The sequence below is a fragment of the Gottschalkiaceae bacterium SANA genome (assembly GCA_036323355.1).
Lineage (GTDB): Bacteria > Bacillota > Clostridia > Tissierellales > GPF-1 > GPF-1.
Genome location: AP028876.1, coordinates 2,563,847 through 2,589,104 on the forward strand (window position 1 = coordinate 2,563,847; position 25,258 = coordinate 2,589,104).

The 25,258-nt window shown below is 44.3% G+C and carries 21 protein-coding genes; 2 read left to right on the forward strand and 19 right to left on the reverse strand.

What is annotated here, in order from left to right; all coding sequences use genetic code 11:
- Positions 1-51 precede the first annotated feature (51 nt).
- From AC25CA_RS12495 to purR, 7 genes are all read right to left on the reverse strand, one after another.
- Positions 52-1,101 (reverse strand): peptidylprolyl isomerase, encoded by a 1,050-nt coding sequence (locus AC25CA_RS12495; protein WP_486814161.1) that lies wholly within the window; start codon positions 1,099-1,101, stop codon positions 52-54.
- A gap of 70 nt (positions 1,102-1,171) precedes the next feature.
- A complete protein-coding gene (gene mfd / locus AC25CA_RS12500) occupies positions 1,172-4,660 on the reverse strand; it encodes a transcription-repair coupling factor (RefSeq protein ID WP_486814162.1) in 3,489 nt (1,162 codons plus the stop codon).
- Positions 4,661-4,670: 10 nt separating this feature from the next.
- Positions 4,671-5,243, reverse strand: coding sequence for an aminoacyl-tRNA hydrolase (gene pth / locus AC25CA_RS12505; RefSeq protein WP_486814163.1), 573 nt, complete (start codon positions 5,241-5,243; stop codon positions 4,671-4,673).
- A gap of 45 nt (positions 5,244-5,288) precedes the next feature.
- Complete coding sequence (locus AC25CA_RS12510; protein WP_486814164.1) at positions 5,289-6,245, reverse strand: ribose-phosphate diphosphokinase; 957 nt, start codon at positions 6,243-6,245, stop codon at positions 5,289-5,291.
- Between the two features lie 21 nt (positions 6,246-6,266).
- Positions 6,267-7,640: a bifunctional UDP-N-acetylglucosamine diphosphorylase/glucosamine-1-phosphate N-acetyltransferase GlmU gene (glmU, locus tag AC25CA_RS12515; RefSeq protein ID WP_486814165.1), complete on the reverse strand. Its 1,374-nt coding sequence runs from the start codon at positions 7,638-7,640 to the stop codon at positions 6,267-6,269.
- Between the two features lie 102 nt (positions 7,641-7,742).
- A complete protein-coding gene (spoVG, locus tag AC25CA_RS12520; protein WP_486814166.1) occupies positions 7,743-8,018 on the reverse strand; it encodes a septation regulator SpoVG in 276 nt (91 codons plus the stop codon).
- A gap of 277 nt (positions 8,019-8,295) precedes the next feature.
- Positions 8,296-9,108 (reverse strand): pur operon repressor, encoded by an 813-nt coding sequence (purR, locus tag AC25CA_RS12525; RefSeq protein WP_486814167.1) that lies wholly within the window; start codon positions 9,106-9,108, stop codon positions 8,296-8,298.
- Between the two features lie 142 nt (positions 9,109-9,250).
- On the opposite strand from purR, the gene murC reads away from it, so the two are divergent.
- Positions 9,251-10,618: a UDP-N-acetylmuramate--L-alanine ligase gene (murC, locus tag AC25CA_RS12530; RefSeq protein ID WP_486814168.1), complete on the forward strand. Its 1,368-nt coding sequence runs from the start codon at positions 9,251-9,253 to the stop codon at positions 10,616-10,618.
- A gap of 41 nt (positions 10,619-10,659) precedes the next feature.
- Here the strand turns inward: murC and AC25CA_RS12535 are convergent, their stop codons facing one another.
- The 11 genes from AC25CA_RS12535 to pdxR form a co-directional block, all read right to left on the reverse strand.
- On the reverse strand, positions 10,660-11,709 hold the full coding sequence (locus AC25CA_RS12535; protein ID WP_486814169.1) for an LCP family protein: 1,050 nt from the start codon (positions 11,707-11,709) through the stop codon (positions 10,660-10,662).
- Positions 11,710-11,963: 254 nt separating this feature from the next.
- On the reverse strand, positions 11,964-12,059 hold the full coding sequence (locus tag AC25CA_RS12540; RefSeq protein ID WP_486814170.1) for a MetS family NSS transporter small subunit: 96 nt from the start codon (positions 12,057-12,059) through the stop codon (positions 11,964-11,966).
- Positions 12,060-12,069: 10 nt separating this feature from the next.
- A complete protein-coding gene (locus AC25CA_RS12545; protein ID WP_486814171.1) occupies positions 12,070-13,563 on the reverse strand; it encodes a sodium-dependent transporter in 1,494 nt (497 codons plus the stop codon).
- Positions 13,564-13,743: 180 nt separating this feature from the next.
- Entirely contained in the window at positions 13,744-15,075 is a 1,332-nt protein-coding gene (locus AC25CA_RS12550; protein ID WP_486814172.1) for a glucose-6-phosphate isomerase, read from the reverse strand.
- A 9-nt stretch (positions 15,076-15,084) separates the two neighbouring features.
- Entirely contained in the window at positions 15,085-16,221 is a 1,137-nt protein-coding gene (locus AC25CA_RS12555) for a SpoIIE family protein phosphatase (protein WP_486814173.1), read from the reverse strand.
- A gap of 99 nt (positions 16,222-16,320) precedes the next feature.
- Entirely contained in the window at positions 16,321-16,476 is a 156-nt protein-coding gene (locus AC25CA_RS12560) for a hypothetical protein (protein ID WP_486814174.1), read from the reverse strand.
- Positions 16,461-18,545, reverse strand: coding sequence for a ferrous iron transport protein B (gene feoB / locus AC25CA_RS12565; protein ID WP_486814175.1), 2,085 nt, complete (start codon positions 18,543-18,545; stop codon positions 16,461-16,463). The genes AC25CA_RS12560 and feoB overlap by 16 nt, the downstream gene beginning before the upstream one ends.
- Positions 18,546-18,609: 64 nt before the next feature.
- Positions 18,610-18,834 carry a FeoA family protein gene (locus tag AC25CA_RS12570; RefSeq protein WP_486814176.1) on the reverse strand — a complete coding sequence of 75 codons (225 nt, stop codon included), beginning with the start codon at positions 18,832-18,834 and terminating at the stop codon, positions 18,610-18,612.
- Between the two features lie 91 nt (positions 18,835-18,925).
- Positions 18,926-20,782: a ribosomal protection-like ABC-F family protein gene (gene abc-f, locus AC25CA_RS12575; protein ID WP_486814177.1), complete on the reverse strand. Its 1,857-nt coding sequence runs from the start codon at positions 20,780-20,782 to the stop codon at positions 18,926-18,928.
- Positions 20,783-20,880: 98 nt separating this feature from the next.
- On the reverse strand, positions 20,881-21,720 hold the full coding sequence (locus AC25CA_RS12580) for a DNA-processing protein DprA (RefSeq protein ID WP_486814178.1): 840 nt from the start codon (positions 21,718-21,720) through the stop codon (positions 20,881-20,883).
- The gene (pdxR, locus tag AC25CA_RS12585; RefSeq protein ID WP_486814179.1) at positions 21,695-23,107 is read right to left on the reverse strand and encodes a MocR-like pyridoxine biosynthesis transcription factor PdxR; all 1,413 of its coding nucleotides are present in this window, start codon (positions 23,105-23,107) and stop codon (positions 21,695-21,697) included. Before pdxR ends, AC25CA_RS12580 begins: the two co-directional genes overlap by 26 nt.
- A 95-nt stretch (positions 23,108-23,202) precedes the next feature.
- Here pdxR and AC25CA_RS12590 point away from each other — a divergent pair, with 95 nt between their 5' ends.
- The gene (locus tag AC25CA_RS12590) at positions 23,203-23,964 is read left to right on the forward strand and encodes an ECF transporter S component (RefSeq protein WP_486814180.1); all 762 of its coding nucleotides are present in this window, start codon (positions 23,203-23,205) and stop codon (positions 23,962-23,964) included.
- Positions 23,965-23,985: 21 nt separating this feature from the next.
- Here the strand turns inward: AC25CA_RS12590 and nagA are convergent, their stop codons facing one another.
- On the reverse strand, positions 23,986-25,194 hold the full coding sequence (gene nagA, locus AC25CA_RS12595; protein ID WP_486814181.1) for an N-acetylglucosamine-6-phosphate deacetylase: 1,209 nt from the start codon (positions 25,192-25,194) through the stop codon (positions 23,986-23,988).
- Positions 25,195-25,258: the final 64 nt, after the last annotated feature.

Below are 25,258 nucleotides of genomic sequence, written 5' to 3' on the forward strand. Positions count from 1 at the left end.
GGATTCCAGAAAAAAGAAAAACATCCCGAAGGATGTTTTTTTATCATTCACCTATTCTTGTGTTGATTCTTCCGTTTCTTCTGTTGCAGTTTCTTCTGTTGCAGTTTCAAGGATGCCGGCACCCTCGCCTAGAAGCACATCATAGATTGGGTATGTTGTCACTTCAGCTGCCTCAATAATTTTCGAAATACTTGCCGAAATATTCTCACCAGCCAATTGTGTCTTAATTTGATCCTGATATTCTTCAAAGCTTGGATCTAATCGATCTTCCACCTTGATTACATGCCAGCCAAATTGTGTGGATACAGGAGCTGAAATTTCTCCAGCCTCTGTACTGAAAGCAGCCAGTTCAAATTCAGGCACCATTTGTCCCCGAGAAAAATAGCCCAAGTCTCCGCCAGTTTCAGCGCTTGGTCCAATTGAATTTTCTTTAGCCAAGGTTGCAAAGTCTTCCCCTGCTACAGCTCGCTCATAAATTGCGTCCGCTTCCTCTTGAGACTCAACAAGAATATGACGTGCCCAAACTTGTTCGTAGCTTGCTGCATTGGCGTCATAAAAAGCCTGAACATCCACATCAGCAATCTCTACTTCACTACGCAATTGTGTATCGTATTTCTCAATCAATAATTGTTGCTTCAACAATTCCTGGTAATAAACTTCATCGATTCCAGTATTGGTTAAGAACTCTTCGTAATTGGCTTTTAATTCCTCATCGGCTTTAATCGAATCAAGTTCCGCCTGTACCTCTTCATCGGTTACGGAAATTCCCATATCCAAGGCCGATAGTTCCAAGGTCTTTTGCTGAACGTATTGCGCAACCATAGAGTCCAAATATTGACGTTCATAAGTCATGCCGTTGCCAGCATCCTCTGTCCACATCTCTGGTGTAATGTAACCGATCACTTCTACATATTTTTTATTAAAGGCAAAGAAGCTTTCAAATTCCCCCAATGGCAGATCAACGCCATTAATTGTTGCCACATTCGTCACTGCTTCTGTTTCTGGTGCTGATTGTCCTTCTTGTGCTGCTGAACATGCCGCCAACACACCTGGTACGACCATCAGAATCACCATGAATATCGCTACTACTCTCTTTTTCATCCTGTCTCCTCCTTATACTGATACTTTGCTATTATACCAAATCCGACCCTACTTGCGGTTAGCTTTTTCATCAATTCTTAAAAAATTCACAGATCATCCCCACAGCTTCTTCCATTAGAAGTAAAGCTTCCTCGGCTGTACAGTCTCGCTTGAGTAAAAAGATCTTTGGAAATTCCGTCGATAAGTCAAAATCTACCATGCGTGCATAATGATCCATCAACATCTTGCCCAGTTCCGGCGTAAAGGACAAAGCCTTGGCAAAATTCATCACAACACCCTTCTTGGTATGAGAAATTGTAGAGAATCCCGCGTGCTTTGCACCCGCACGCACCTTGGCAATCCGCATCAGATTAATTAATGCTGCTGGCGGTTCACCGAATCGATCAATCAGTTCATCTAAAATCTCGGAATAATCCGCCGTTGACTCAATCGTCGCTATGCGTTTGTACATTCGAATTTTCTGCTCCGCATCCTGAATATATTCATCAGGAATGTAGGCGTCCACCTGCAATTCCAGTTTGGATTCGCTTTCTTCTGATCCCAATTCCAAACTTCCCGTATAAAGGCTCACTGCCTGCTCCAAATACTTCACATAGAGATCATATCCAATGGAAGCCATATGACCATGTTGTTCAGCCCCCAACAAATTTCCCGCACCTCGGATTTCCAAATCCCGCATGGCAATCTTGAAGCCCGCTCCGAATTCCGTGAACTCCCGAATTGCTTTCAATCGTTTCTCCGCTACCTCGGACAAAACCTTATTCTTTTGAAAAGTGAAATAGGCAAAGGCAAGCCGATTGGAACGGCCAATCCGTCCCCGCAATTGATACAATTGAGAAAGCCCCAATCGATCGGCGTCGAAGATAATCATGGTATTGACATTAGGAATATCCATACCGGTTTCAATAATTGTGGTGCTGATCAAGACATCGATTTCTCCGTCTAAAAAGGCAACCATCACGGCTTCCAGTTCCCGTTCCCCCATCTGCCCATGGGCGACGGCGATCCTCGCTTCCGGAATCAATTTTTGCAGTTTCCCCTGCATGGACCGAATTCCTTTCACGCGGTTGAAGACAAAGTACACCTGACCTTCCCGCTCCAATTCGCGTCGTATCGCATCACGCACCAGTTCCTCTTGGTACTCGACAACAAAGGTCTGTACCGGCAGTCGCTCTTCTGGTGGCTCATCGATCACAGAGAGATCACGCACCCCAATCATAGACATATGCAAGGTCCTGGGAATAGGCGTCGCTGACAAGGTCAGTACATCTACTGAAGCCTTCATCATTTTCATGGCCTCTTTGTGACGAACCCCGAATCGTTGTTCCTCATCCACAATCAAAAGACCCAGATCCTTATATTGCAAATTTTTTGAGAGAATTCGATGGGTACCAACAATCACATCAATATTTCCAGCCTTCACATCCCGAAAAATCGACTGCTGCTGCTTGGCCGTACGGAATCGACTCAGCATCTCCACTTTTACTGGAAATTCCTGAAAACGAGAAAGAAAGGTGTTATAGTGCTGCTGTGCCAAAATGGTGGTCGGCACCAAAATAGCCACCTGTTTTCCATCAAGAACAGCCTTGAAAGCAGCCCGCAAAGCAACCTCTGTTTTCCCATAGCCAACATCGCCGCAAAGCAGGCGATCCATTGGGCTTGGTTTTTGCATGTCGGACTTAATTTCCTCTATACATTGCAATTGATCCTGGGTTTCTTCGTAGGGAAAGAGATCCTCGAACTGGCGCTGCCATTCGTTGTCATCGCTGAAGGCATATCCCTTCACCGATTCCCGCTTGGCGTAGTGCTCCAGCAATTCTCGAGCCATAATCTCAATGGCCTTCCTAGCCGTTTGTTTGGTCCGTTTCCAATCGTCCGAACCCATCTTGTTAAGCCGCGGTGACCCCGCATCTCCACCAATGAACTTTTGAAGAATTTGCATTTGATCCACAGGTACATAAAGACGATCTGTACCTCGATACTGCACAATCAAATAATCCCGTTTGATTCCCAAAATCACCTTTTGTTCAATGCCTTGGTATTGACCGATTCCAAATTCCTCATGAACGACATAATCGCCCACCTTTAAATCCATAAAGGTTTCAATTCGACGACTTTTCTCTTTTTCTCGTTTCCGACGTTTGCGTTTGCTTCCGCCATAAACTTCAGCTTCACCAAAGAGAAATATTTTCTCATCAATATACTCAAATCCCTGATTCAAGGATTCCTTGCTTATGGTAACAAATCCCGGCTGCGTTTGAAAGTCAGATAGAACGGGAATCCGCGCCTCTTCCAAATACTGTTTTAAAGCAAGCGCTCTTTCCGTACTCCCCGTAAAAAAGACCACGGTGCCATCTCGCGCCAAAAGCCGCTTTGTCTCTTGGGCTAAAAGCTCAAATTTACGATGAAAAACCGGATTGGCTTTTGTCCGTACTTGCACCAGTGCCTTGGGCGCAAAGAATCGACTGTTTTTCAACAATCGAGTCGAGGTGATCAGTCGACGATTTTCCAGGGGCAATTGTTCGAAAGGCAATAGTGCCTCCGCATGGCGGGACAAAGTCTCGCCGGCAAGATGCAACTCCTCCAATCGATGGTGGAATTGATGCTGCTGATCCCGTCCAGCTTCCAAAATTCGATCCGGTTCCTCTAACACAAGGACCGCATCGGCCTGCAACCAGTTCAGCAAACTTTCTGACTCCTCTAAATAAGGGTAGCAAAGGGCCGCACTGGGAAGGGGCAAATCGCTTTCGATCTGGTGGATCACCTTCTCAAACTTTTCCACCCGCTTGGTTCGCTCTGCTCCGTGCTTTTCTTTTTTGGTTGTTTCGGCCAAGTCCTTTTCGATCCCCACGGCAACCCGCTGTCTTTGATCCTGGGTCAAGATAAATTCTACAGCCGCCGGAATCAAAGCTTCCTGGCTATTTTCAAAGGACCGTTGAGTTCCCAAGTCAAAACTTCGAATTGAATCGATTTCAATGTCGAAAAACTCCAACCGTAACGGGTCTTCCGCATCCGACGGAAAACAATCAATAATCCCGCCCCGAGCGCTAAACTGGCCAGGACCTTCGATCATCGTTTCTCGCCGATACCCTAATTTTACCAAAGATTCAATGACTTTCTGCGGTTCAATCATCTGACCTACGACCAGCCGCAACTCCCCGTATTGTTTCTTGGGCAGCATGGGATTCATCATTGCTTCCGTACAGGTTACATAGATGCCCTTGCTTCCCCGCTGCAAATGATGCAAGGTACGAAGCCGTTGATTCATATTCTCGTGACTGAATGCTTCAATATCATAAAAATAAGTTGGACGTGCCGGAAAATAATGCACAATTCCCGTCACAAAACTTTGAATCATGGTCCTCGCCGCCCGCGCTTGATGGTCCTGGGAAAAAACCAGAACCACTTGACACTCATCAGCATATCGGGCAAAGAGTTGAAATAAAGCCTCCTCCGACAATCCATGCAAGGAAATCGGAAAGGAGCCATTATCAATGGCATGGGTGATGTCAGCATATGCTTTTGTCTGTTCTGTAATTTTTCCCCATAGTCCCTGCATGGCTCTCTCCTTACTGAAAGTTCAAGTGATTGGTTTGATTCATGGATTGCTCCACACCCTTTTCGACAATCATTTCAACGGCATGACAAGCCGCCTTCAACACATGGTCCAAGGTCTTTTCTTCTTGTGCACTGAATCCGCTCAATACATAGTTGGCAAGATCCATATAGGTCGGTTGCTTTCCAATTCCAATACGGACCCGAGGAAAAACATCGGTCTGTAATTGAAAAATCACGGATTTCATGCCGTTATGACTACCGCCGCTACCCCGTTTTCTAACCTTGAGGATGCCAACCTCGAAATCGATATCGTCATAAATCACAATCATATTCTCTGGTGGCACTTGAAAATAACGCTGCAATTCAACCACAGCTCGGCCACTTTCATTCATAAAGGTCTGCGGTTTGATCAAAACAATCTTCTCTCCACCTCGAAAAACTTCTCCCGAAAGGGATTGAAACTGCACCTTCTTCACAGAGACGCCCCAGTCTTTCGCCAATCGGTCGATCACCCGAAAACCAACATTATGTCTTGTTTTTTCATATTTTTTTCCCGGATTTCCCAATCCTATAATAACATACATTCTACACCTCTTAAAAAACCCCCGAAATCATCGGGGGTCTTCTTTCTAGTCAAACAATACACTGATGGAACGGTTTCCGTGAATTCTGCGAATGGATTCTGCTAGCAATTCTGCAACCGGCATGATCTTGATTTTATCGATCTGTTTTTCCGCTGGAAGAGGAATTGTATCCGTAATCAAGACCTCTAGAATCGGAGAATTCTTGATTCGTTCAATTGCTGGTCCCGACAGAATGCCGTGGGTACAGCTTGCATAGACATCCAGTGAACCGAATTGCTTGGCAACCTCAGCCGCTTTTACCAAAGAACCCGCTGTATCGATCATATCATCAATAATAATAACATGCTTGCCTTCGATATCACCAATAACATTCATGACTTCCGCCACATTTGCCTTAGGACGACGTTTTTCAATAATTGCGATTGGAAGGTCCAAAATGGCACCTAAGTTTCTTGCCCGCTTCACTCCACCGATATCAGGAGAAAGAACGATGGTATTGTCTTTGTTCAAGCCCTCTTTGGCTTTGTAGTATTCGCCCAATAGGTTGATTGCCTTCAAATGATCCACTGGGATATCGAAAAATCCTTGCAATTGTGATGCATGCAAGTCCATCGCTACCACGCGGTCGGCACCCGCCGCTTGAAGAAGATTCGCAATCAGTTTTGCAGAGATTGGATCTCTAGCCTTCGCCTTTCGATCTTGTCTCGCATACCCGTAGTATGGAATTACCGCATTGATTCTTCCCGCTGACGCTCGTTTGAATGCGTCAATCAGTATCAACACTTCCATCAAGTTCTCATTCACCGGTGGACATGTCGATTGAATCAAGTACACGTCATTTCCGCGTACAGTCTCTGGAATGCTGACAGAAATTTCTCCATCACTGAATCGATCCACACTGCAACGGCCCAATGAAATACCCAACTCATTGCAGATTGCCTGCGCGAGTTCAGGATTTGCATTACCTGTAAAAACCTTGATACGACTTTGCTCAGAATGCATGGTACTCCTCCTAAAATTAACCTATTTATTAAAGAAACGCTCCGCCCATCCAGCTTTATTTACCTGCTTCGCTCTCGCAATGGATAAATCACCTTCTTCTACATCCCGCGTAATGGTTGATCCCGCTGCAACAAAACCCTTTTTCTTCACATGCACCGGTGCCACCAAATTCGCATTGGATCCAATAAAAGCATCATCCTCCACAATGGATTGAGATTTCTTTTTACCGTCGTAGTTTACAAATACGACGCCACAACCTATATTCACCCGTTCTCCAACAATTGCATCTCCTACATAAGAAAGATGACTAGCCTTTGAGCCATTGCCGATTACAGCATTTTTTACTTCTACAAAATCTCCGATTCTGCAACCCTCTCCAATTTGACTCTTTGGACGCAAATACGCGTAGGGGCCGATGGTCGTCTTCCGACCAACCGTACTTTCCAGAATTTTCGATGAATCGATAGTGACTGCATCTCCAATTACACTGTCGACAATTTTGGACATGGAGCCAATTTCAACATTGCTCCCAATCACAGTCTTCCCTTTCAATTGCACATTTGCTTCGATCAGCGTGTCCTGTCCGATGGATACATCCACATCGATATAGGTGCTTGCCGGATCAATCAGGGTCACCCCTTCTTCCATCCAATGTGTGTTAATCCATTGCTGTCGAATCTTTGTCGCCTCCGCCAATTGCACCCGGGAATTAATCCCTCGGATATGATCAGCGTCTTTCATACAATAGGACTCAACCTGTTGGCCCAACTCTCTAAGGATTTGCAAACTGTCTGTTAAATAATATTCGCCTTGCGCATTCTCGGTTGTCAAACCAGCAAGGGCGATCTTTAATGCTTTCCCTTGAAAGCAGAAAATTCCTGAGTTAATTTCTTGAATCAAGCGTTCCTCTGCCGTTGCATCCTTTTGCTCCACGATCCCAACAACACCTTTTGTATCATGTAAGATTCGACCATATCCCGTCGGATCCTCCATCTTCGCGCTCAAGACTGTCGCTACCGCTTTACTGTTCCGATGCTTCTGTAGAAGGGCAGTCAAGTCAGCGCCTTCAATCAAAGGGGTATCCCCTGTCAGAATAAAGACCTCGTCTTCGTCATCAATAAACTTCATCCCTTGCATGGCCGCATATCCGGTTCCATAGGGAGCTCCATCTTCGATGGGCTGGTCAGCAAAATGCCATCCCTTCTGCTCATAGGCAGAACAAATCTCATTTTTTCCATGGCCCACGATGACAATGGTTTCGTCGCTGCCAGCGTCACTTGCCGCCCGCGCAACCCATTCCATCAGAGATTCTCCACAGATCTTATGCATTACTTTCGGAATTTGCGATTTCATTCGAGTGCCTTGCCCCGCGGCAAGAATCATTGCTTTAATCATTATCCGTCACCTCACAACCTACACCATTATACCAGAGTTTTCAATCCTTTCAACTATTATATTCTAACACAAAAAAAGGACCGTGAACGGTCCTTTTCTGCTTTATTCAATCGTTTCAGCTTCCTGCATGGATCTTTCATATTCAGTAAAAACAATATCCTGGATTGTCGCGCGCGTATCCGAATTAATTGGATGCGCAATATCGCGAAATTCACCATCAGGCATTCTTCTGGACGGCATCGCAATAAAAAGTCCATTTTGCCCCTCGATGATCTTAATGTCGTGTACCACGAAGGCATCGTCAAAGGTTACCGATACTATTGCCTTCATTTTCCCATCAGTGTTGATCTTTCTTACTCTTACGTCTGTTACTTCCATTTTACAGCTCCTTCCGCCAAGATTGAATGCATATTGTATGATAGTCCATTATATATATACTCCTTTTGGAAAGGAAAACCCTTTTTTTTGAAAAAAGTTTTCGAAATATTTTTTCAATTCATCAAAAAATCCATTGAATAACAAAAAAACCATAGCAAAACACCTGGCATCCTCATCAAGGTTGAAGGGGCATGCCCATGTCTACACTATGGAAATCTCTTATTTGCATCTTTATTCAGTCTACATTTCCTTGCCGTGTTTTGACGGCGACAAGTATTTAATCGAGATTGGGATGAATAACAACCTCTCCAGTTTGCTCATCGACCGAGACCAATTTAAACATGGCGTAGTAATCCTGAACCAATTTCCGATCCGGTTCTTCCGTCGCAACCAAGACCCCAATCCCTTCTACAACTGCCTCAAACTCCCGAACCATTTCAATCATGCCACGCAAGGTTCCGCCTCCGCGCATAAAATCATCAACCAAAAGCACATGAGCACCTGCAGGAATCGCTCGCTTCGATAAAGACATGGTCTGAATCTGTCCGGTCGATCCACTACGATAATTAATATTGACCGTGGTTCCTTCCGTCACCTTGATGTTTTTCCGAACGGTTACCATGGGTACATTTAAAACGCGTGCTGTCGCCAAAGCAACGGGAATGCCCTTGGTTTCCACCGTGACCACATAATCAATCTTTTTTTCGGCATAACGATCCGCGAAGATCTTGCCAATGGTAAATACCGTATCTGGATGGTTCAACAGATCCGTCATATAAATAAATCCGCCGGCTATTAGCCGTTCCTTCTCCATAATTCGCTTGCCAATTCGAGTCAAGAAACTCACTGTTTCTCCCCGATTTAAATGAGGCTGAAACAAAACCCCGCCCGCTGCGCCGGATTGCGTCACAATTTCTCCTGAATCCAATCGCTTGACCAATTGACGTAGAATCGCGACATCTTCACTAATCGTCGTCTTCGAAGCAGCAAAACGTTCCTCAAATGCCTGGTATGTGAATAACTGGTTGGGATGTTCAACCAGTATTGAAAAAATAGCGGCTACTCGCTCACTGCGTTTAAATTTCTCCATAAAAACCCCTTTCAAACACGAACAATTTGTTTCATTATATACTATTTTATTCGCATATACATGTTTTTACAAGATGTTTTCTAGAAAATCATTTGGATTTTTTTATGATATAATAAAAGCATTCAAAAATAGGAGGCTCCCTTTGAACATCAATTGGAAAAATCAAAATCAAACGATTCACTTTATCGGGATCGGAGGGATCAGTATGAGTGCTTTGGCTGAGATACTCCTTCGGCGCGGTTACCGCATCACAGGATCCGACCGCAACGCCTCTCCCCTGACTGAACATCTAGAATCTTTGGGTGCAACCATCCATCAAGGTCACCAGAAAGAATGGGTTCATGGCGCGGATCAAATCGTTTATACCTCTGCCATTCACCCAGATAATCCCGAACGGCAGGAAGCAGCTCGGTTGAAAATACCTCAACATAAGCGTGCAAGCCTATTAGGCGCATTAATGGAGGATCATGAAATCTCTATCGCTATTTCCGGCACCCACGGAAAAACAACCACGACCGGCATTCTTGCCGCGATCCTTCTAGAAGCGAAAACTGAATCCACCATCCTTAACGGTGGCAATACCGATGTAATGGGTGGCAATCTATCCATCACAGGGGATCGTATTTTTGTGACTGAAGCCTGCGAGTATAAGGAAAACTTCCTTGAACTCCAACCGACTCATACCGCGATTCTCAATATTGATGCCGATCATCTCGATTATTTTAAAGATTTAAACCATATCGAATCTGCATTTTTACGCTTTGCGAATATCCTGCCTGATAAAGGCACCTTGGTTACACACCATGATTTGCTAGCGATATTTAAGGACCTGGATGCTAGAATCTTTAGCTTTTCTCTGGACGAATCCGGAGATTATTATCCGGCAAATGCCAAACACACCACAATGGGCTGGACCTTCAACTTGATGAAACAAGGAAGAAACTTAGGATTGATCGATCTGTCGCTGCCTGGCAATCACAACCTGGAAAATGCCCTGGCAGCAATCGCCCTAGCAGACTCCATTGGCATTGAGTTTTCCCATATTCAACATGCTTTAGCCACATTTACCGGTGTTCATCGCCGTATGGAAAAGAAGGGTGAGCAAAACGGCATCATCGTATATGACGATTACGCCCATCATCCAACAGCAATTCAAGCTGCCTTATCCGCCATTCGACCCCGGGTACAAGGACGACTGTTTTGTGTTTTTCAATCTCATACCTTTACCCGCACCCATAAGCTCTTTCGTGAATTCTCTCAATGTTTCTATGATGCGGACCTGGTTCTGATGGACGATATCTATCCAGCTCGTGAAAAAGATACAGGACTGGTTCATGCCCGTGATTTAACACAAGCGATCGTTGAGAACGGAACCGATTGTCGATACCTCGGTACCCGCGATCGCATGATCGCCTATTTAAAAGAAAATGTCCAGCCCGGTGACTGGATCGTCACAGTAGGTGCTGGCGATATTAACAAGGTCGGCGAACGTTTTTTAGACAAACCATAAAAATACACCCCACAAAATTGTGGGGTGTATTTTTACTCTATTTATTCCTTCTCTTGATTCGCTTGGATTTCCGTAATTTCTGGCGCATAAATTTCTTCCAATAAATCTTCCGTTTTCTCCGTTACCTTATAATCCTGCACCCAGTAGTTCAAGGTCTGACTACCAAAGGTCATATTTTTTGTATCTCCTGGAAGGGTATGCATAAAGATCGAATCAGAAGAGAATCCTGTTGCAAAACTCGTTCCAATTTTCAGTCCATTGGCAATGCCCATATCCGTCTTTACATAATCGAAGGCCGTTTCAACGACTTTAATAAATCGATAACTCAAGGCTTTATCCGTAATCGCTTTGATCACCTTCTTTTGATTTTCAATTCGTCCGACATCACCGATAAAAATCGTTCCGTCATTGCTCTTTCTAAATCGCAAAAAGTCCAATGCCTGCAAACCATTCAACTCTTGCCTGCCTGCCAAAAGATTAATATGAAGTTCCGGTTCTGCCCATTCATCATCATATTCCATGTCATAAGGCACATTGACTTCGATGCCACCAACTAAATTTACGATTGCAGCCACACCGTTGTAATTCACCTTGACATAGAAATCAACAGGTGTTTTATACAACAAAGTGCTAACCGCGGTTTTAATTCCATCAGTACCCTCACGGCCGTGTACCGCATTGACCTTGCGAAGGTCCGCTTCTTCATATCCCTTTTCATAATAATAGGTATCTCTCGGAATATTAATCAAATCAATTCGTTTCAAATCAGGATCGATACTTGCAAAGATAATCGTATCGGTTCGAGGTCCTTCCATTCCAATAATAACCGCATTAATGCGATTAGAAGCTTGCATGGCAAGATAGAGGTCACTCAATTGCTCCGGCTCAGGTTCTGGCTCGACAATTGGCGTCTCCTCGCTCCCTTCATCAGGCGGTGTTAAAACCACCTCGGGATCCGTTGTTACTTCTCCCGGTTCTGGAAAATTCATTTCCGGTGAAGAAGTCATGCCGTGAACTAGCATCATTCCACCACCAATTACAAGGGTGAACACCAATAAGGCGGTCCCAAAAATACGCAAAAAATGTTTCATCTTTTCTCTCCCGTCTACTGCTATACTAATCAAACCTAATTATAATCATTATTGGCGTGATTCACAAGGTTTCCAGAGAGGATTCACATTTCGTTAACATCAGGTGGCGAAGCCACAAATAAAGAGACGGAGGTATCCGTCAACAAATAGGTGGCGAAGCCACAAATAAAGAGACGGAGATATCCATCCCCAATCAGGTGGTGAAACAGATAAAATCAAACGGGGACCAATAGGCCCCCGTTATACACATCTATCTATTTACCCTTATTGGCTCGTCCAAGACTCCACGCTAAACCGCCATAGAGAACGACAACACCAAAGATCAACATAATCCATGCTCCTGCAGTCATCTCTTCCCTCCTATTCTTCCACGTTGACAGCCGTCTTCTTCAGACCAAAAATGAAGGACGCAATAACTAATGCCGCCAAGACGCCATATCCGCCAACTGCGATTACCCACATTGGATATCCTTCATAGAGTGTGCCTGCTGCCAAGTCAGTAATTTCATTGTAGATATTGCCTGTCAAAATAACACCCAATATCAATGGTGTAACCAATCCCAATAGATAGTTAAACCATTTTCCAAGATGAACTTCGGACACCTCGTTGACATAGTTTCGAATGGTTTCTGCCTTGATAGAAGTCACAATCATAATGGCTTCCAAGAAGGCAACGCCGATAATGCCAAATTGATTGACATAACGATCAACAACATCTAGCCAGTACAAACCAGACTTGGTCGCGAAGATCAAGCTGAACACACCAGCAACTGCAACCACACCGATGGTTGTTTTCTTGCGGTTCCAGGCAAACTTATCGGCTAATGCTGTCGATACAGATTCAACCAAAGAGAAGGCTGAATCGATTCCTAGAGTCAAAAGCATGATAAAGAAGATCAACGCAAACGCCACCCGACCAAACGGCAAGGTCGCTAAGGCTTCTGGGAAGACCACAAAGGCCATGCCCAAACCACCAGAACCTGCAACATCGCCAACATAGGCACCTTGAACCTGCGCCATATATCCGAGGGTTCCAAAGACTGCAAATCCACCCAAGAAAGAGGTCCCGCAGTTTGCTAGGGCTGTCATTATCGCATTGTTCGTCACATCAGAATCCTTTGGCAAGAAACTGGAATATGCAACCATAACGCCAAAGGCCACCGATAAACTAAAGAAGATCTGCCCATAGGCATCCGCCCAAACCTTCCAATTTGTAAGTTTGCTAAAGTCAGGATTTAAATAGTAGTTGATTCCATCAACGGCTCCTGGCAGGGTCACGCCACGGATGGCCAAGATAATCAACATAACGATTGGCAAGGTAACGGTCACTTTAACAACGACTCCTACAGATTTTACACCGTCACGGATTGACCACCAAATAAAGAACCATGTCAAAAGTAATCCAATCAGAATCGGAATCTTCAAACCAAAATCAGCTGCCGGTCCATCAGACAAGGACAGAATCTGACCAAAGAAGAATCCCGCTGTATCGCCTTCCCATGCCAAAGAAAAGGCATGCCATAAGTAATTGAACACCCACGCCATAATGACGGGATAATAACAAACAATTGCAAAACTAACGAATACGGACAGCCATCCCAAAGGCTCCCATTTTTCACTGATATTTTGCATCGCAGTCGGTGCACCAGTTTGATAGCGGTGCCCCAAGTAAAACTCAAAAATCAAAAGCGGTATCCCTGCTGTAAACAGGGCAATAAAGTACGGTAGTAAAAAAGCGCCTCCACCATTTTGCGCAGCCATATATGGAAATCTCCATACGTTACCCAGACCTGCTGCAGAACCAACGGCAGCCAATACAAAAGCAGTACGGCTCCCCCAATTATCGCGACTCATAGAATCACTCCTTTCGATTTTTGAAGAAACTGCATCCAATTAAACCAAAATAATTTCACCCACAATACTTTTTACAATTTCTTCATATTTCTATTTTCCCAGAGTTCAATTCTAAAGTCAAACAACTATCTGAAAACGTTTGCAAACATATGGAAAAAAAAGAGCCTTTCGGCTCTCTCTTTAACGACTCTTTAGTTGACGAGCCAATTCTTCATATCCAGCTTTCCCTAGCAAAGCAAACATATTTCGTTTGTAGGCTTCAACACCCGGTTGATCAAAGGGATTGACACCCAAAAGATATCCACTAATGCCACAGGCCTTCTCGAAGAAATAAATCAAATATCCAAAGGTTTCTGGATCCATCTTCTCCATTTCGATGATGATATTGGGTACACCTCCGTCAACATGTGCCAAAAGGGTTCCCTCAAACGCGCTTTGATTCACCTCCGCAAAGGTTTTGCCAGCCAAATAGTTCAATTGATCCAAATTTTGCTCATCCTCTTCGATCACCAAGTCTTCTTCTATAGATGCTAGATGCAAAACGGTCTCAAAGAGATTTCGTGGTCCATCCTGAATATATTGACCCATGGAATGAAGATCTGTTGAAAAATCAACAGAAGATGGAAAAATACCAAGACCATCTTTGCCTTCACTCTCACCGTACAATTGCTTCCACCATTCCGCAATAAAATGAAGCGACGGTTCATAATTTGCTAAGATTTCAATGGTCTTTCCATCCGCTAAAAGGCAATTTCGTAATATTGCATATTGCAATGCGGGATTTTTTTCAATTTCTTCCAATGCACAATCTTCTTGCGCTTTTTTTGCGCCCGCCATCATTTCAGCAATGGATACACCCGTTGCGGCAATCGGCAATAAACCCACTGGCGTAAAGATCGAATATCGACCACCTACAACATCTGGGATCACAAAACTTGTATATCCTTCCTGATCCGCCAAAGTGCGCAAGGCGCCCCGTTTTTCATCCGTTGTCACATAGATTCTTTCTCGTGCACCATCTTTACCATATCGTTCTTCTAAAATCTTCTTCAATGCGCGAAATGCAATCGCCGGTTCCGTTGTGGTTCCGGACTTGCTGATTACATTGACAGAAAAATCTTTTTCGCCGATCCAATCAATCAATTGCTTGGTATAGCGCCCTGAAATCTGATGTCCAGCAAACAATACCACTGGACCTCGACGATCTTCATTGGACTGCAGATTATAGAAGGAATGATTCAAGGTTTCAATGGCTGCTTTTGAACCCAGATATGATCCCCCGATTCCAATCACCACCAAAACCTCGGACTGCGCTTGAATGCGCTTGGCCGCCTCTTCAACAGCCTTTAAAATTGCGGGGTCCATGGTTTCCGGCAGATTCACCCAACCCAAATAATCTGCACCTTTCCCTGTTCCTTCATGCAAAGCCCGGTTAGCCGCAATTGCTTTTTCTTTCCATGCATCCATCTCGTTCGTTGAGACACCTGCTTTTGTTTGATTGATTCGAATCATTTTATCCTCCTAAATAAATCGTATTTTCATCATGGCAAAATCATCTTTTTGTTTATCCTGAGCAAAAAGCCGTAAGGCAAGATCAATATTACGAATAATATTAGTATCGAGTTTGGTCTCTCTCACAACATGAAGCAGACGCTCCATCCCAAATTGCTCTCCATCTTCTCCTTTTGCTTCCAATAGACCATCGGTATACAAAAGTAAACGATCGTCAGCATGCACAAGGATTTCTTCCTCTTGAAAAGTAACCTGTGCAAAGAGACTGGAAATCGGATATCCTGATCCCTCTAAAATATCAATCGTCCCGTCCTGCCGGCTCAAAATAGGCATGCAAATATGACCACCATTGGCATAACGCAGAACTTTTGTCTTATGATTATACACGGCGTAAACAATGGTGAAATACTTGTCCGCTTCTAAATCCAAGTCAGAAAATTTCTTATGCAACCTTTTTAATATTTCCGCTGGAGACACAGACTCATCCTTCAATGCACGCATGGTCTGACGAATAAACATGGTCAATAATGATGCCGACACCCCGTGACCAACTACATCGCTGATATACATCCCCGTATACTCACCCTTTTGAAGCTCAAAGATATCAAACATATCACCGCTAAGAATCTCAGAAGGACGATAGATATAGTCCAACAGAACATGAGCAAAATGCTGATTGTTCGGCAGAATTTTTTCCTGCAGCAATCGAGAAAAATCTAGATCACGATCTAGTTTGATTTTATTGCGAATCAAAGTTTCTTCTAATTCTTTCTTTTGAGTAATATCAACAAAGGTTTCTAGAACGCCGTACAATTTTCCAGACTGATCCTTGATTGGTACATTGCGAACCTGATAAAATCGTGAACCAATCTTTCGTTCCTTTTCAACAGATAAAGCTGTGTTTTCAGCAATTACACGAATACAATGATTGCAACCAAAGCACCCTTCTGCATCGATATAGGAAAGCATATCCGGATTTCCTTTTCCCAAATCCTCTTTCATACGAGCATTTAGAAAGACCTTTTGCGATTGAAGTTCTACAAATCGAGCCCAATAGGGAAGTGCATCCAAAATTTCATGAATCCAGCCTACTGAAGACGAATTCCATTCCTTTGTTGCTGCGTTCAATACCGCGTCTTGAATCATACAGGTCCTCCTTTCATTCATCATTTCATCCCAATTATACCAGAAAAACCCGTGTAAACAAGAAAAGCCATCTACAAATTCATAGATGGCTTGCTTAATTTATTCTGTAAAATCAACCGGTAAATTACAGGTTGAACAATCCTTCGCACACCCAGCGCATTTCCCAGATTTAATCGCTTTCACTTGTCTAGAAATGATCCGTGTTACCCACCAACCAATACCAGCGGTCAATCCAATTGTTATGATTGTTCCCATTCGAATTCTTCCTTTCTTGACTTTTGATGCGTGCGCAGACCGATCAGCCCCATGGTGCCCACGGCCAAAGCAAACCCAGAAATTCCTACTGAAAAACGTGATGCCAGTGCATAGCCAGTCACAGCGTAAATCCATGCCACCGCAAAAGTGTAGCTGGCAGAGAAAAACATCCATCGCCAAGATTTCGTCTCCCTTTTAATAACCGCCAACGTTGCCACACACGGCGTATACAAGAGACTGAAGATCAAGAAAGCAAATGCCGCTGCCAAGGGGAATGCTGCTTGAATACCTGTAAGCATACTGGATGTATCTCCATTCAGAGCTGCTTGACCAGCTGCCTCACCCATACCGAATATAATGGATATATTCGCAACAATGGTTTCTTTCGCAACAATACCCGTTATCAAAGATAAAGACGACTGCCAATTTCCAAAGCCCATTGGCGCAAAAATCGGCGCGATCCAATGTCCAATTTGCGCACCGAAGCTATCAACCATCTCTACCATTCCATGCATATTAAAATTCAATAATCCCCAAAGAACTACTGATGCAGCTAGAATCACAGTTCCAGCTTTTACAATATAATTGCCGACTTCTTCTCTAACACTACGTCCAACCGTTTTCATCGTTGGAGTATGATAGCTCGGCATTTCCATAATGAAGGGATCACCCGAGCCTTTGAACAAGGTATCTTTAAAGATGGTTCCCATCAACACCGCAACCAGAATTCCCAAAAAGTACAGAAAGAAGGTGACGATCGCTTCTCTACCCGGGAAAAAGATCGATGAAAAAAGCATATAAATCGGCATGCGAGCCCCACAGGACATAAAGGGAATCATCATCATGGCTGCCTTTCGATCCCGATCACTTTCCAAACTCCGTGTCGCCATCACAGCCGGAACGGAACAGCCAAATCCCATCAATAATGGAATAAATGCCTTGCCACTTAATCCCACCTTGCGCATAAATCGATCCATAATAAAAGCAACTCGAGCCATATAACCGCTGTCTTCAAGAATAGCTAAAGCTAGGAATAAAAATGCGATATTCGGTAAAAATACCAATACACCACCAACTCCGGCAATGACACCATCGGTAATTAAGGAAATCATCCACTCCGCTACATGTAAGTTTGTCAAAATCGAGCCCACATTCATCGAAAGCCAGCCGAAAAATCCTTCCACAGGTCCAGCAAACAAACCACCCAAACTAAAGGTCAGCTTGAACACCAAAAACATAAAAAATCCGAAGATTGGCAATCCAAACCAGGGGTGCATTAACATCTTATCTGCCTTCTCCGTCATGGACTCAAACCGGTCTGGCCGTTTCATCACTCGATCAATCAGATCATGAATATAACGATAGCGAAGATGTGTAATCTCCGTTCGCTGATGATCATAAAGATGCTCAATCTCAACGCCCAAGGCATCGCATACATCCAAGTCCTCTTCAATAATGCGAATTGCCTGCCATCTTGCACGATGACCGCCATCTTCCAATTTGTAATCAATCATTAATTTCTGAATCAAGGCTTCAATTTCCTTGGAAAACGTCAATGGATTTCCCATCCCAATAGATGGATCTTTTGAAACCTCTGATACAGCTTGTCGAAGTTCTTCCAAACCCTCAGCCTGACTAGCGGAAATAGGTATAATGGGGACACCCAGTTTTTCTGACAATTTCTTTATATTTAATTCAATCTGCCATCGTGCAACAATATCCATCATATTCATAGCAATTACGGTTGGCTGCTGCAATTCCAAAAGTTGCAGGGTCAAATACAAGTTTCTTTCCAAATTCGACGCATCGATAATATTGATAACAACGGCAGGATTTTGTGCCACAATATAATCACCTGCAATTTTCTCCTCCATTGAGTAAGGGGAAAGACTATAGGTGCCTGGTAAATCCGTAACCACCCAATTTTCATCCTGATAGGTGAATTTCCCTTGTTTTTTTTCTACAGTTACGCCTGGCCAATTCCCTACACTTTGCCGCGCGCCTGTCAATTCATTAAATAACGTTGTTTTTCCCGCATTGGGGTTCCCCGCCAAAACCAATTCTTTCATCTTTATTTCGCCCCTTTAATTGAGAATGGTTATCATCGCTTTGCAAATAAATACGGCTTAGAATTTAAGCCGCTTCTTTAACTTTAATTTTTTGCGCCATCCCACGTCCCAATAATAACTTGGAACCTTTAATCTCTACAACAATAGCACCAAATCCATCGGAGCGAACCACACAAACCGGCGTTCCTTTAATAAATCCCATATCTTCCAATCTGCGTTTTACGCCTGGTGACCATGTAATTTCATCGACTAGCATGGGTACTCCCGGTTTACTATATAAAAGAGTCATTCGCCTTACCTCCAATTGATAACAATTATCATTTAGTTCATTCTACGAAGATTTAGATCGAATGTCAACTCTTTAACATAGATTGTAATCGTTACAATTCATTCTCCTCTGTCTCTAAGTACTCCGAAAGGTTTTCCCATTCTTCTTCCCATTTTACTTTCATATCAAACAAATGTTGTAATTCTTCCACAGAATGGTTTTCAAAATTCAATTCCTGATCCAAACGCTCAATTTCATTCTCTAATTCCACAACTCGAGCTTCTACTTCCCTGCGTTTTTTCTCTGGCTGATCTGATCTTCTTCGATCGTTTCTTTTCTTTTTCTTAATAATTTGTTTTGGCTCATCTTCCTCCTCTGGGAAAAAAGCCTCTTCCAACGAATCCACCGTTCGCAAAGTCCCATCTTCTAAAAAGAGAAGACGATCCGCCATCTTTTCAATAAAATATCGATCATGGGATGCAAAAAGCACGGTTCCTGTAAATTTTTGCAGCTCGCTTTCGAGGATCTCTCGTGCGTCCAAATCCAAATGATTGGTAGGCTCATCCAAGATCAAGGTATTTGGAGCATTCTTCATCATGGCGCCAAGGGCTAATCTTCGACGTTCGCCGCCCGACAATCCCATCATAGGTGCAAAAACATGGTCCCCACGAAAACCCAACTGTGCCAATTCCCGACGGGCGTCAAGAGTCACAATTTCCCGAGTCTTTTCCCAATAATCCAAAATACTGCGTTCGGAATCCAAATAGATTTCCTGAGGCATAAAGGCAATCTGGGTAGAAGGGCCAATACGAATCTCTCCCGCATCCGGTTCCAATTCCCCCAAGACGACTTTAAACAGAGTGGATTTCCCCGCTCCATTCCGTCCCAACAAGGCAATGTTTTCTTGATATCGAAGCAATAAATCAATATCCTTCAAGACCTCATTTTCTCCAAAAAACTTAGAAATCCCCTTCAACTGAAGCACCTCTTTGCCAGACCTTCGCGTTTGCGATGAACGCAGGGCAAATCGAGTTTCTGGAATCCAGGGCTTGCCCGGAGTTCTTGCCTCCAGTTTTACCAACCGTTTTTCCAACTCCTTGGCGCGCTTATACATGACTTCGCTATCACGCATCTTTCCCCATATGCGAAAGCGCTCGATCTGGGCTTCCATTCGCTGAATCTTCTTCTGATGCAATTCAAAATGTTTCAAGGATTCCAAAAACCGTCTTTCCCGTTCAGTCTGATAGTAACTATAATTACCGTGATACTCCTCCATATGGTCGGGGTGTAATTCAAATACCTTCTCCACAATGCGATCCAAAAAGTATCGGTCGTGAGAAACAATCAATAGAGCCATACTGGTCTGCAAGAGATAGTCTTCCAGCCAAACAATGGTCGGCAAATCCAGATGGTTGGTCGGCTCATCCAAAAGCATCAAGTCCGGTTCTTCCAATAAAGCCCGTGCCAAACGCACTCGAAATCGCTCCCCGCCACTTAGACTGTCCATGGATCGCTCCAGCCAGCTTTCGGGAATTTTCAGGCCTTGTTTCATGCGATTGGCTTTCTCTTCTACCTGATAGCCCCCAATCTCCTGATAATTTTCCAGCTCTGACAGATAGAGCGGCATAATACGCTCCAACTCATCGGGTTTTTCCGCCATCTCCAGCTCATACTCATTCAAGCGTTCTCGCGAGGCATCCACATCTGAAAAAGCACCCTTAAGAATGCTTCCAATTGACTCTTTTGAGGGTGCTAGGTCCTGTTCCAAAATCTTGACACTCGTATTCCGGCGAAGGGTCATGCGTCCCTCCCCCTCCATCTTACCGGCCAAGATCTTCAACAATGTTGTTTTTCCACACCCATTGACACCAACCAGTCCAATTCGTTCCTTTGGCGCTATATGAAAAGAAACACCCGCAAAGACCGTGGTGGCCCCATAATGTGCGGCTCCTTCTCGATAATCCATCATATTGTACTCCCTTCGGCCAAGGCTCGACCTTTTATCATTCAAATATAAGTATATCGGGTTCAACCCCGAATGTAAAAGGATATAGGGACCGAACAGAATCACAAGATGTTTTTTAAATGGCAAAATGAACATCCCCAGGATTGATCCACGATCCACTGACATCCTTCTCCCATGCAATCTCCTTCACACAAAGCAACGCCAATTTTTCGATTCAGTTTCCTTCCCATTCGAACTGTATGCATGCTGCCGGAAGCCTTTTCTGCTTGTACGACAAGGATCCATTCACTTAAAGCAGCAATCAACCGGTTGCGTTGCACAAAATGATAGGGTTCTAATTTGATCTCAGGGAATACTTCACTGAGTAATAGTCCTTGACCTTCAACAATTTGCCTTGCCAATCTAGCATTTTTTTGTGGAACAATTCTAGACAGGTCTGATGGCAATACAGCAATCGTTTTTCCCTTGACGCTCAATGCACCCCAATGAGCAAGGGTGTCACAACCCAAAGCTAAGCCGCTAACTGCTACACGGTCCTCTTTGGCGCATTCTCGCCCCAATAAATAGGACCTGTTCTTTGCAAATTCACTTGGTTTGCGACTTCCAATAATTGCAAGGCCCCTTCTTTTAAGCAAAGATGAATCACCCAATACGGAGATCAGCAACGGTGGATTGCTTAATTCAGAAAACACCTCCGGATAAAAAGATCCTTCCGGACACAAAATTTCACCGCCCAACTTTTTTATCGTCTCCATTTGCCGACTTGCCAAATCCCATGCCTTTTGTCTTGTGAATACGCCATAATTATTTGACCAAGCCATGCCAACCTGTTCGCACCAGATGGAAAAATCATCAGAAAATATTTCGTTTTTAACTTCCGCTTTTCGTATGCTTTGATTTCCGATTCCCGGAAGATTAAGCGCTGCCAACCGCCCCTTCATCCGACTCACTTCCTTTCAAAATTTCCATCAATTGTCCACAAACCGCTTCAATTTTCGTGTATAAAATTCCACTATATGGAAACAACAAAAGCTGACGGTTTGGATCGATGGATTCAATCTCTTCTAAGTATATTCCTTTGTCATAAGCCTGACTAACAATTTCCCCTACAGGCAAAGGCTTCTGCATTTCTAAAAGCAAATGCACCCCAGACTCCGTTCCCAAAACAGAAATCAAATCCCCAGCGTCACGGGTTAGCAGTTCGTCAAGCAGGGTATTTTTCTTTCGGTATATCTTCCGAATCCGTCGCAAATGTCGCTCATAATGCCCCTCTTCTATAAACTTCGCCAAGGTCAACTGATCAATTTTCGAAGCGCTGGGTGTCATCCTTTTTTTGTTGCTTGTAAATTTTTTTAACATTGGCATGGGTAAAATCATATAGCTGATCCGCAAGGAAGGCAGCAGCAGTTTCGACAAGGAACCCAAATATACCACACGATCATTTCGGTCCATGCCCTGTAGAGCAGGAATTGGATTCCCCGAATATCGCAAATAACTGTCATAGTCATCCTCAATAATCATCCCAGATTCACTTTCGGCCCAGCGTAGGAGAGCTTCTCGCTTGGCAACAGACATAACCGTTCCTGTCGGATACTGATGAGACGGGCTTACATAGGCTACACGACTGCTGCTTTCTTGCAACCGCTCTACATCCATCCCACCGTCAACCAGGGGTATCTTTACTGTTTTCCATCCATAGTCCTCAAAGACATATTGCGCCTTGACAAAACCTGGATCCTCCAAGCCAACACGGCGCATTTTGTCCGGTAAAAGGGGCAAAAGCATACCCAAGAGCACCTGCACTCCGGCGCCGATAACAATCTGCTCCGGCAAACAATCTACGCCGCGATCCCGTCGCAATTGTTCCCTCAATTGCAACTTTAAGGCCATCTCACCCGTTACATCTCCGCTCCGAATCAAGTCCCCACTCTGTTCCCTAAGAATCTGGGCGTGAAGTTTTCTCCAAAGACCAAAATCAAAACTGGTCGGATCCACCCCCATGTTTTCCATGACAGGTGTTTTCATGCCATAGCTTTCTGATTCTTCACGTGCTTGTATCTTAGGACCTGGTGGTTCCGCAATTTCCAGAGGCAAGACAAAATACCCCACTTTGTGATGGCTTTCAATATATCCTTCCATCATCAATTGCTGATAGGCATTCTCAACAGTGGTACGGCTCAAGTCTGTAATCTCCTTCATTTCGCGAATCGCCGGCAGACGCGAGCCCGCCTCCAATTTACCTTCTCGAATATTCTTGCGCAAATTCCTGTACAATTGCAAGTATAAGGGCATCTTTTGTTTTTTATCCATGGGATAATGAAATATCATACTGTCCCCTTTCACTTTTTCTTTTTTGGCCCTTTTAAAGGGGTCACATCTCTATTATAGTGGAGTTGTCAGAAAAAGAAAAGGGAGGAACACCTATGAACGGACGATCTACCAAAACCTTAGTACTCACCGGTATGATGACCGCCTTAGTCTTCATCGCAACCATTGCTATTCGAATACCTGTGCCTTTTACCCAAGGTTATATTCACGCGGGCGATACCATGATCTTTGTCGCTGCTGCACTTTTAGGCCCCGTCCCCGGCATGATCGCCGCAGGTGTCGGTTCCGCACTGGCGGATCTTATGGGTGGCTATCCCCAATGGGTCATTCCCACCTTGTTAATCAAAGGAATTATGGGTTATCTCATGGGTATATTCGTCAATTTTCACGCAAAGAAAGCAAAGCAACGCGGCACCTTGATTCTTGCCATCTTCTCCGCATTAATTGTTGGCTTTTTTTTCACTTTGTCCCGTCATGGCAACCTAAATCCACAATTATTTATTGACGGACTTGAAGAAGTAGCCAATGCAGATCAGGCAAGTGCTATGATCGCAGGGGTACAAGGGCAATTGATTGCCGTCCTTATCGGCATACCAGCACTCACCTTCCTTGCTTCTACCATTCTTAACCGTAAAACCGGAATCAAGATCTCCGGCGCAGTCATGATCGGCATGATGATTGCTGGCACCTGGATGGTCACCGGTTATTACATTGCGGCAGGATGGATGTATGGCAGTTTTATCCTTCCCATCTTCAGCATCCCTTGGAATGTCATCCAATTTGTCTTGGGCGCTGTTCTTGGCATGATTATTCTAACAGCACTCAACCGAACAAATTTTAAAAAATACATGGAATAAAAAAGACTCCCCGAAGGGAGCCTACTGAACCAGATATTCTCGAAAGGCCGGATTCGTCCGGTCTTTTTTTTCGTCTTTTCGATAAGCAACCCTGCCCTCACACACTGTCATATCCAGAGACAGGTCAGAATCCAAGACCAAAAGATCTGCGTCCTTTCCAATTTCAATGCTTCCTTTTCGATCCAACACCTCGGTAATCCGCGCCGGATTTCTCGATGCCATCACACTAGCCTCTTCCATAGAAACCCCCAAAACCTTCACCCAGTTTTGAAAACCCAAAAGCAAGTTTCCTGTACTGCCAGCAATGGTTCCATCCGGCAATGTGCTGCCGCCACCCTCACCAATGATGATCTCTCTCCCCTCAAAAACATAGCGTCCCGGCGCAACACCTGCAGCCAGAATGGCATCGGAAACCAGCGCAATCTTCTCTACACCCTTCAACCGACGAATCATCTCCATCATCTGCGGGTGTACATGCACAAAATCACTAATCAATTCACAATCCACGTCAGACAATAAATACGCCCCCAAAGCGCCGGGGTCCCGATGATGAATGGATCGCTGCGCATTGCAAGTATGGTTAGAAAGAGCCACTCCCCATTCAATGCCACGCATAGTTTCTTCATACGTTGCATCCGTATGAGCGCCCGCCACAAGGATTCCCTTGTCTCTCAAGAAGTGAATCACCGCCTCTGCTCCTTCGATCTCCGGTGCCATGCTCACATGCTGAATTTTTCCTTGTCCCGCATCCAAAAAGGCTTGCATCTTTTCAACAGTCGGCTTCAATAAGACCTCAGCCGGAAAAGCACCCTTTTTCTTGGGATTTAAAAAGGTTCCTTCCATATGGATCCCGATCATTCGCGCACCGGATGTTTGTCGATCCATAGCCGTCGCAATCGCCCCTAGCTCTTCAATCAAATCCTCGAACATAGCACCGCTAGTCGACGGTTGAAATGCTGTTACACCGACACTGGGCAAGTAATCCGACAATCCCAGAAGGTCCTTTGGATCAGAACTGCCTACCGCCCAGCCGCCAGAACCATGGATATGCATATCAATCAATCCTGGCACAATCCATCGATCGCCAACATCCACTTTTTTTCCTTCAGAAAACGCCGCACTTTCTCCACGCTGGATTGCCTGAATCTTACCCTTTTCAACCAAAATCGCCCCGGATGAAACGCCGTCCGGAAAAACAATTCGTTTACTCTTGATCCACCAAGTTTCCATCAATGCCCTCCTTAATTTGTATATACCAATTTTATCCCTCTTTCCATTTCAAGGCAAGAAAAAA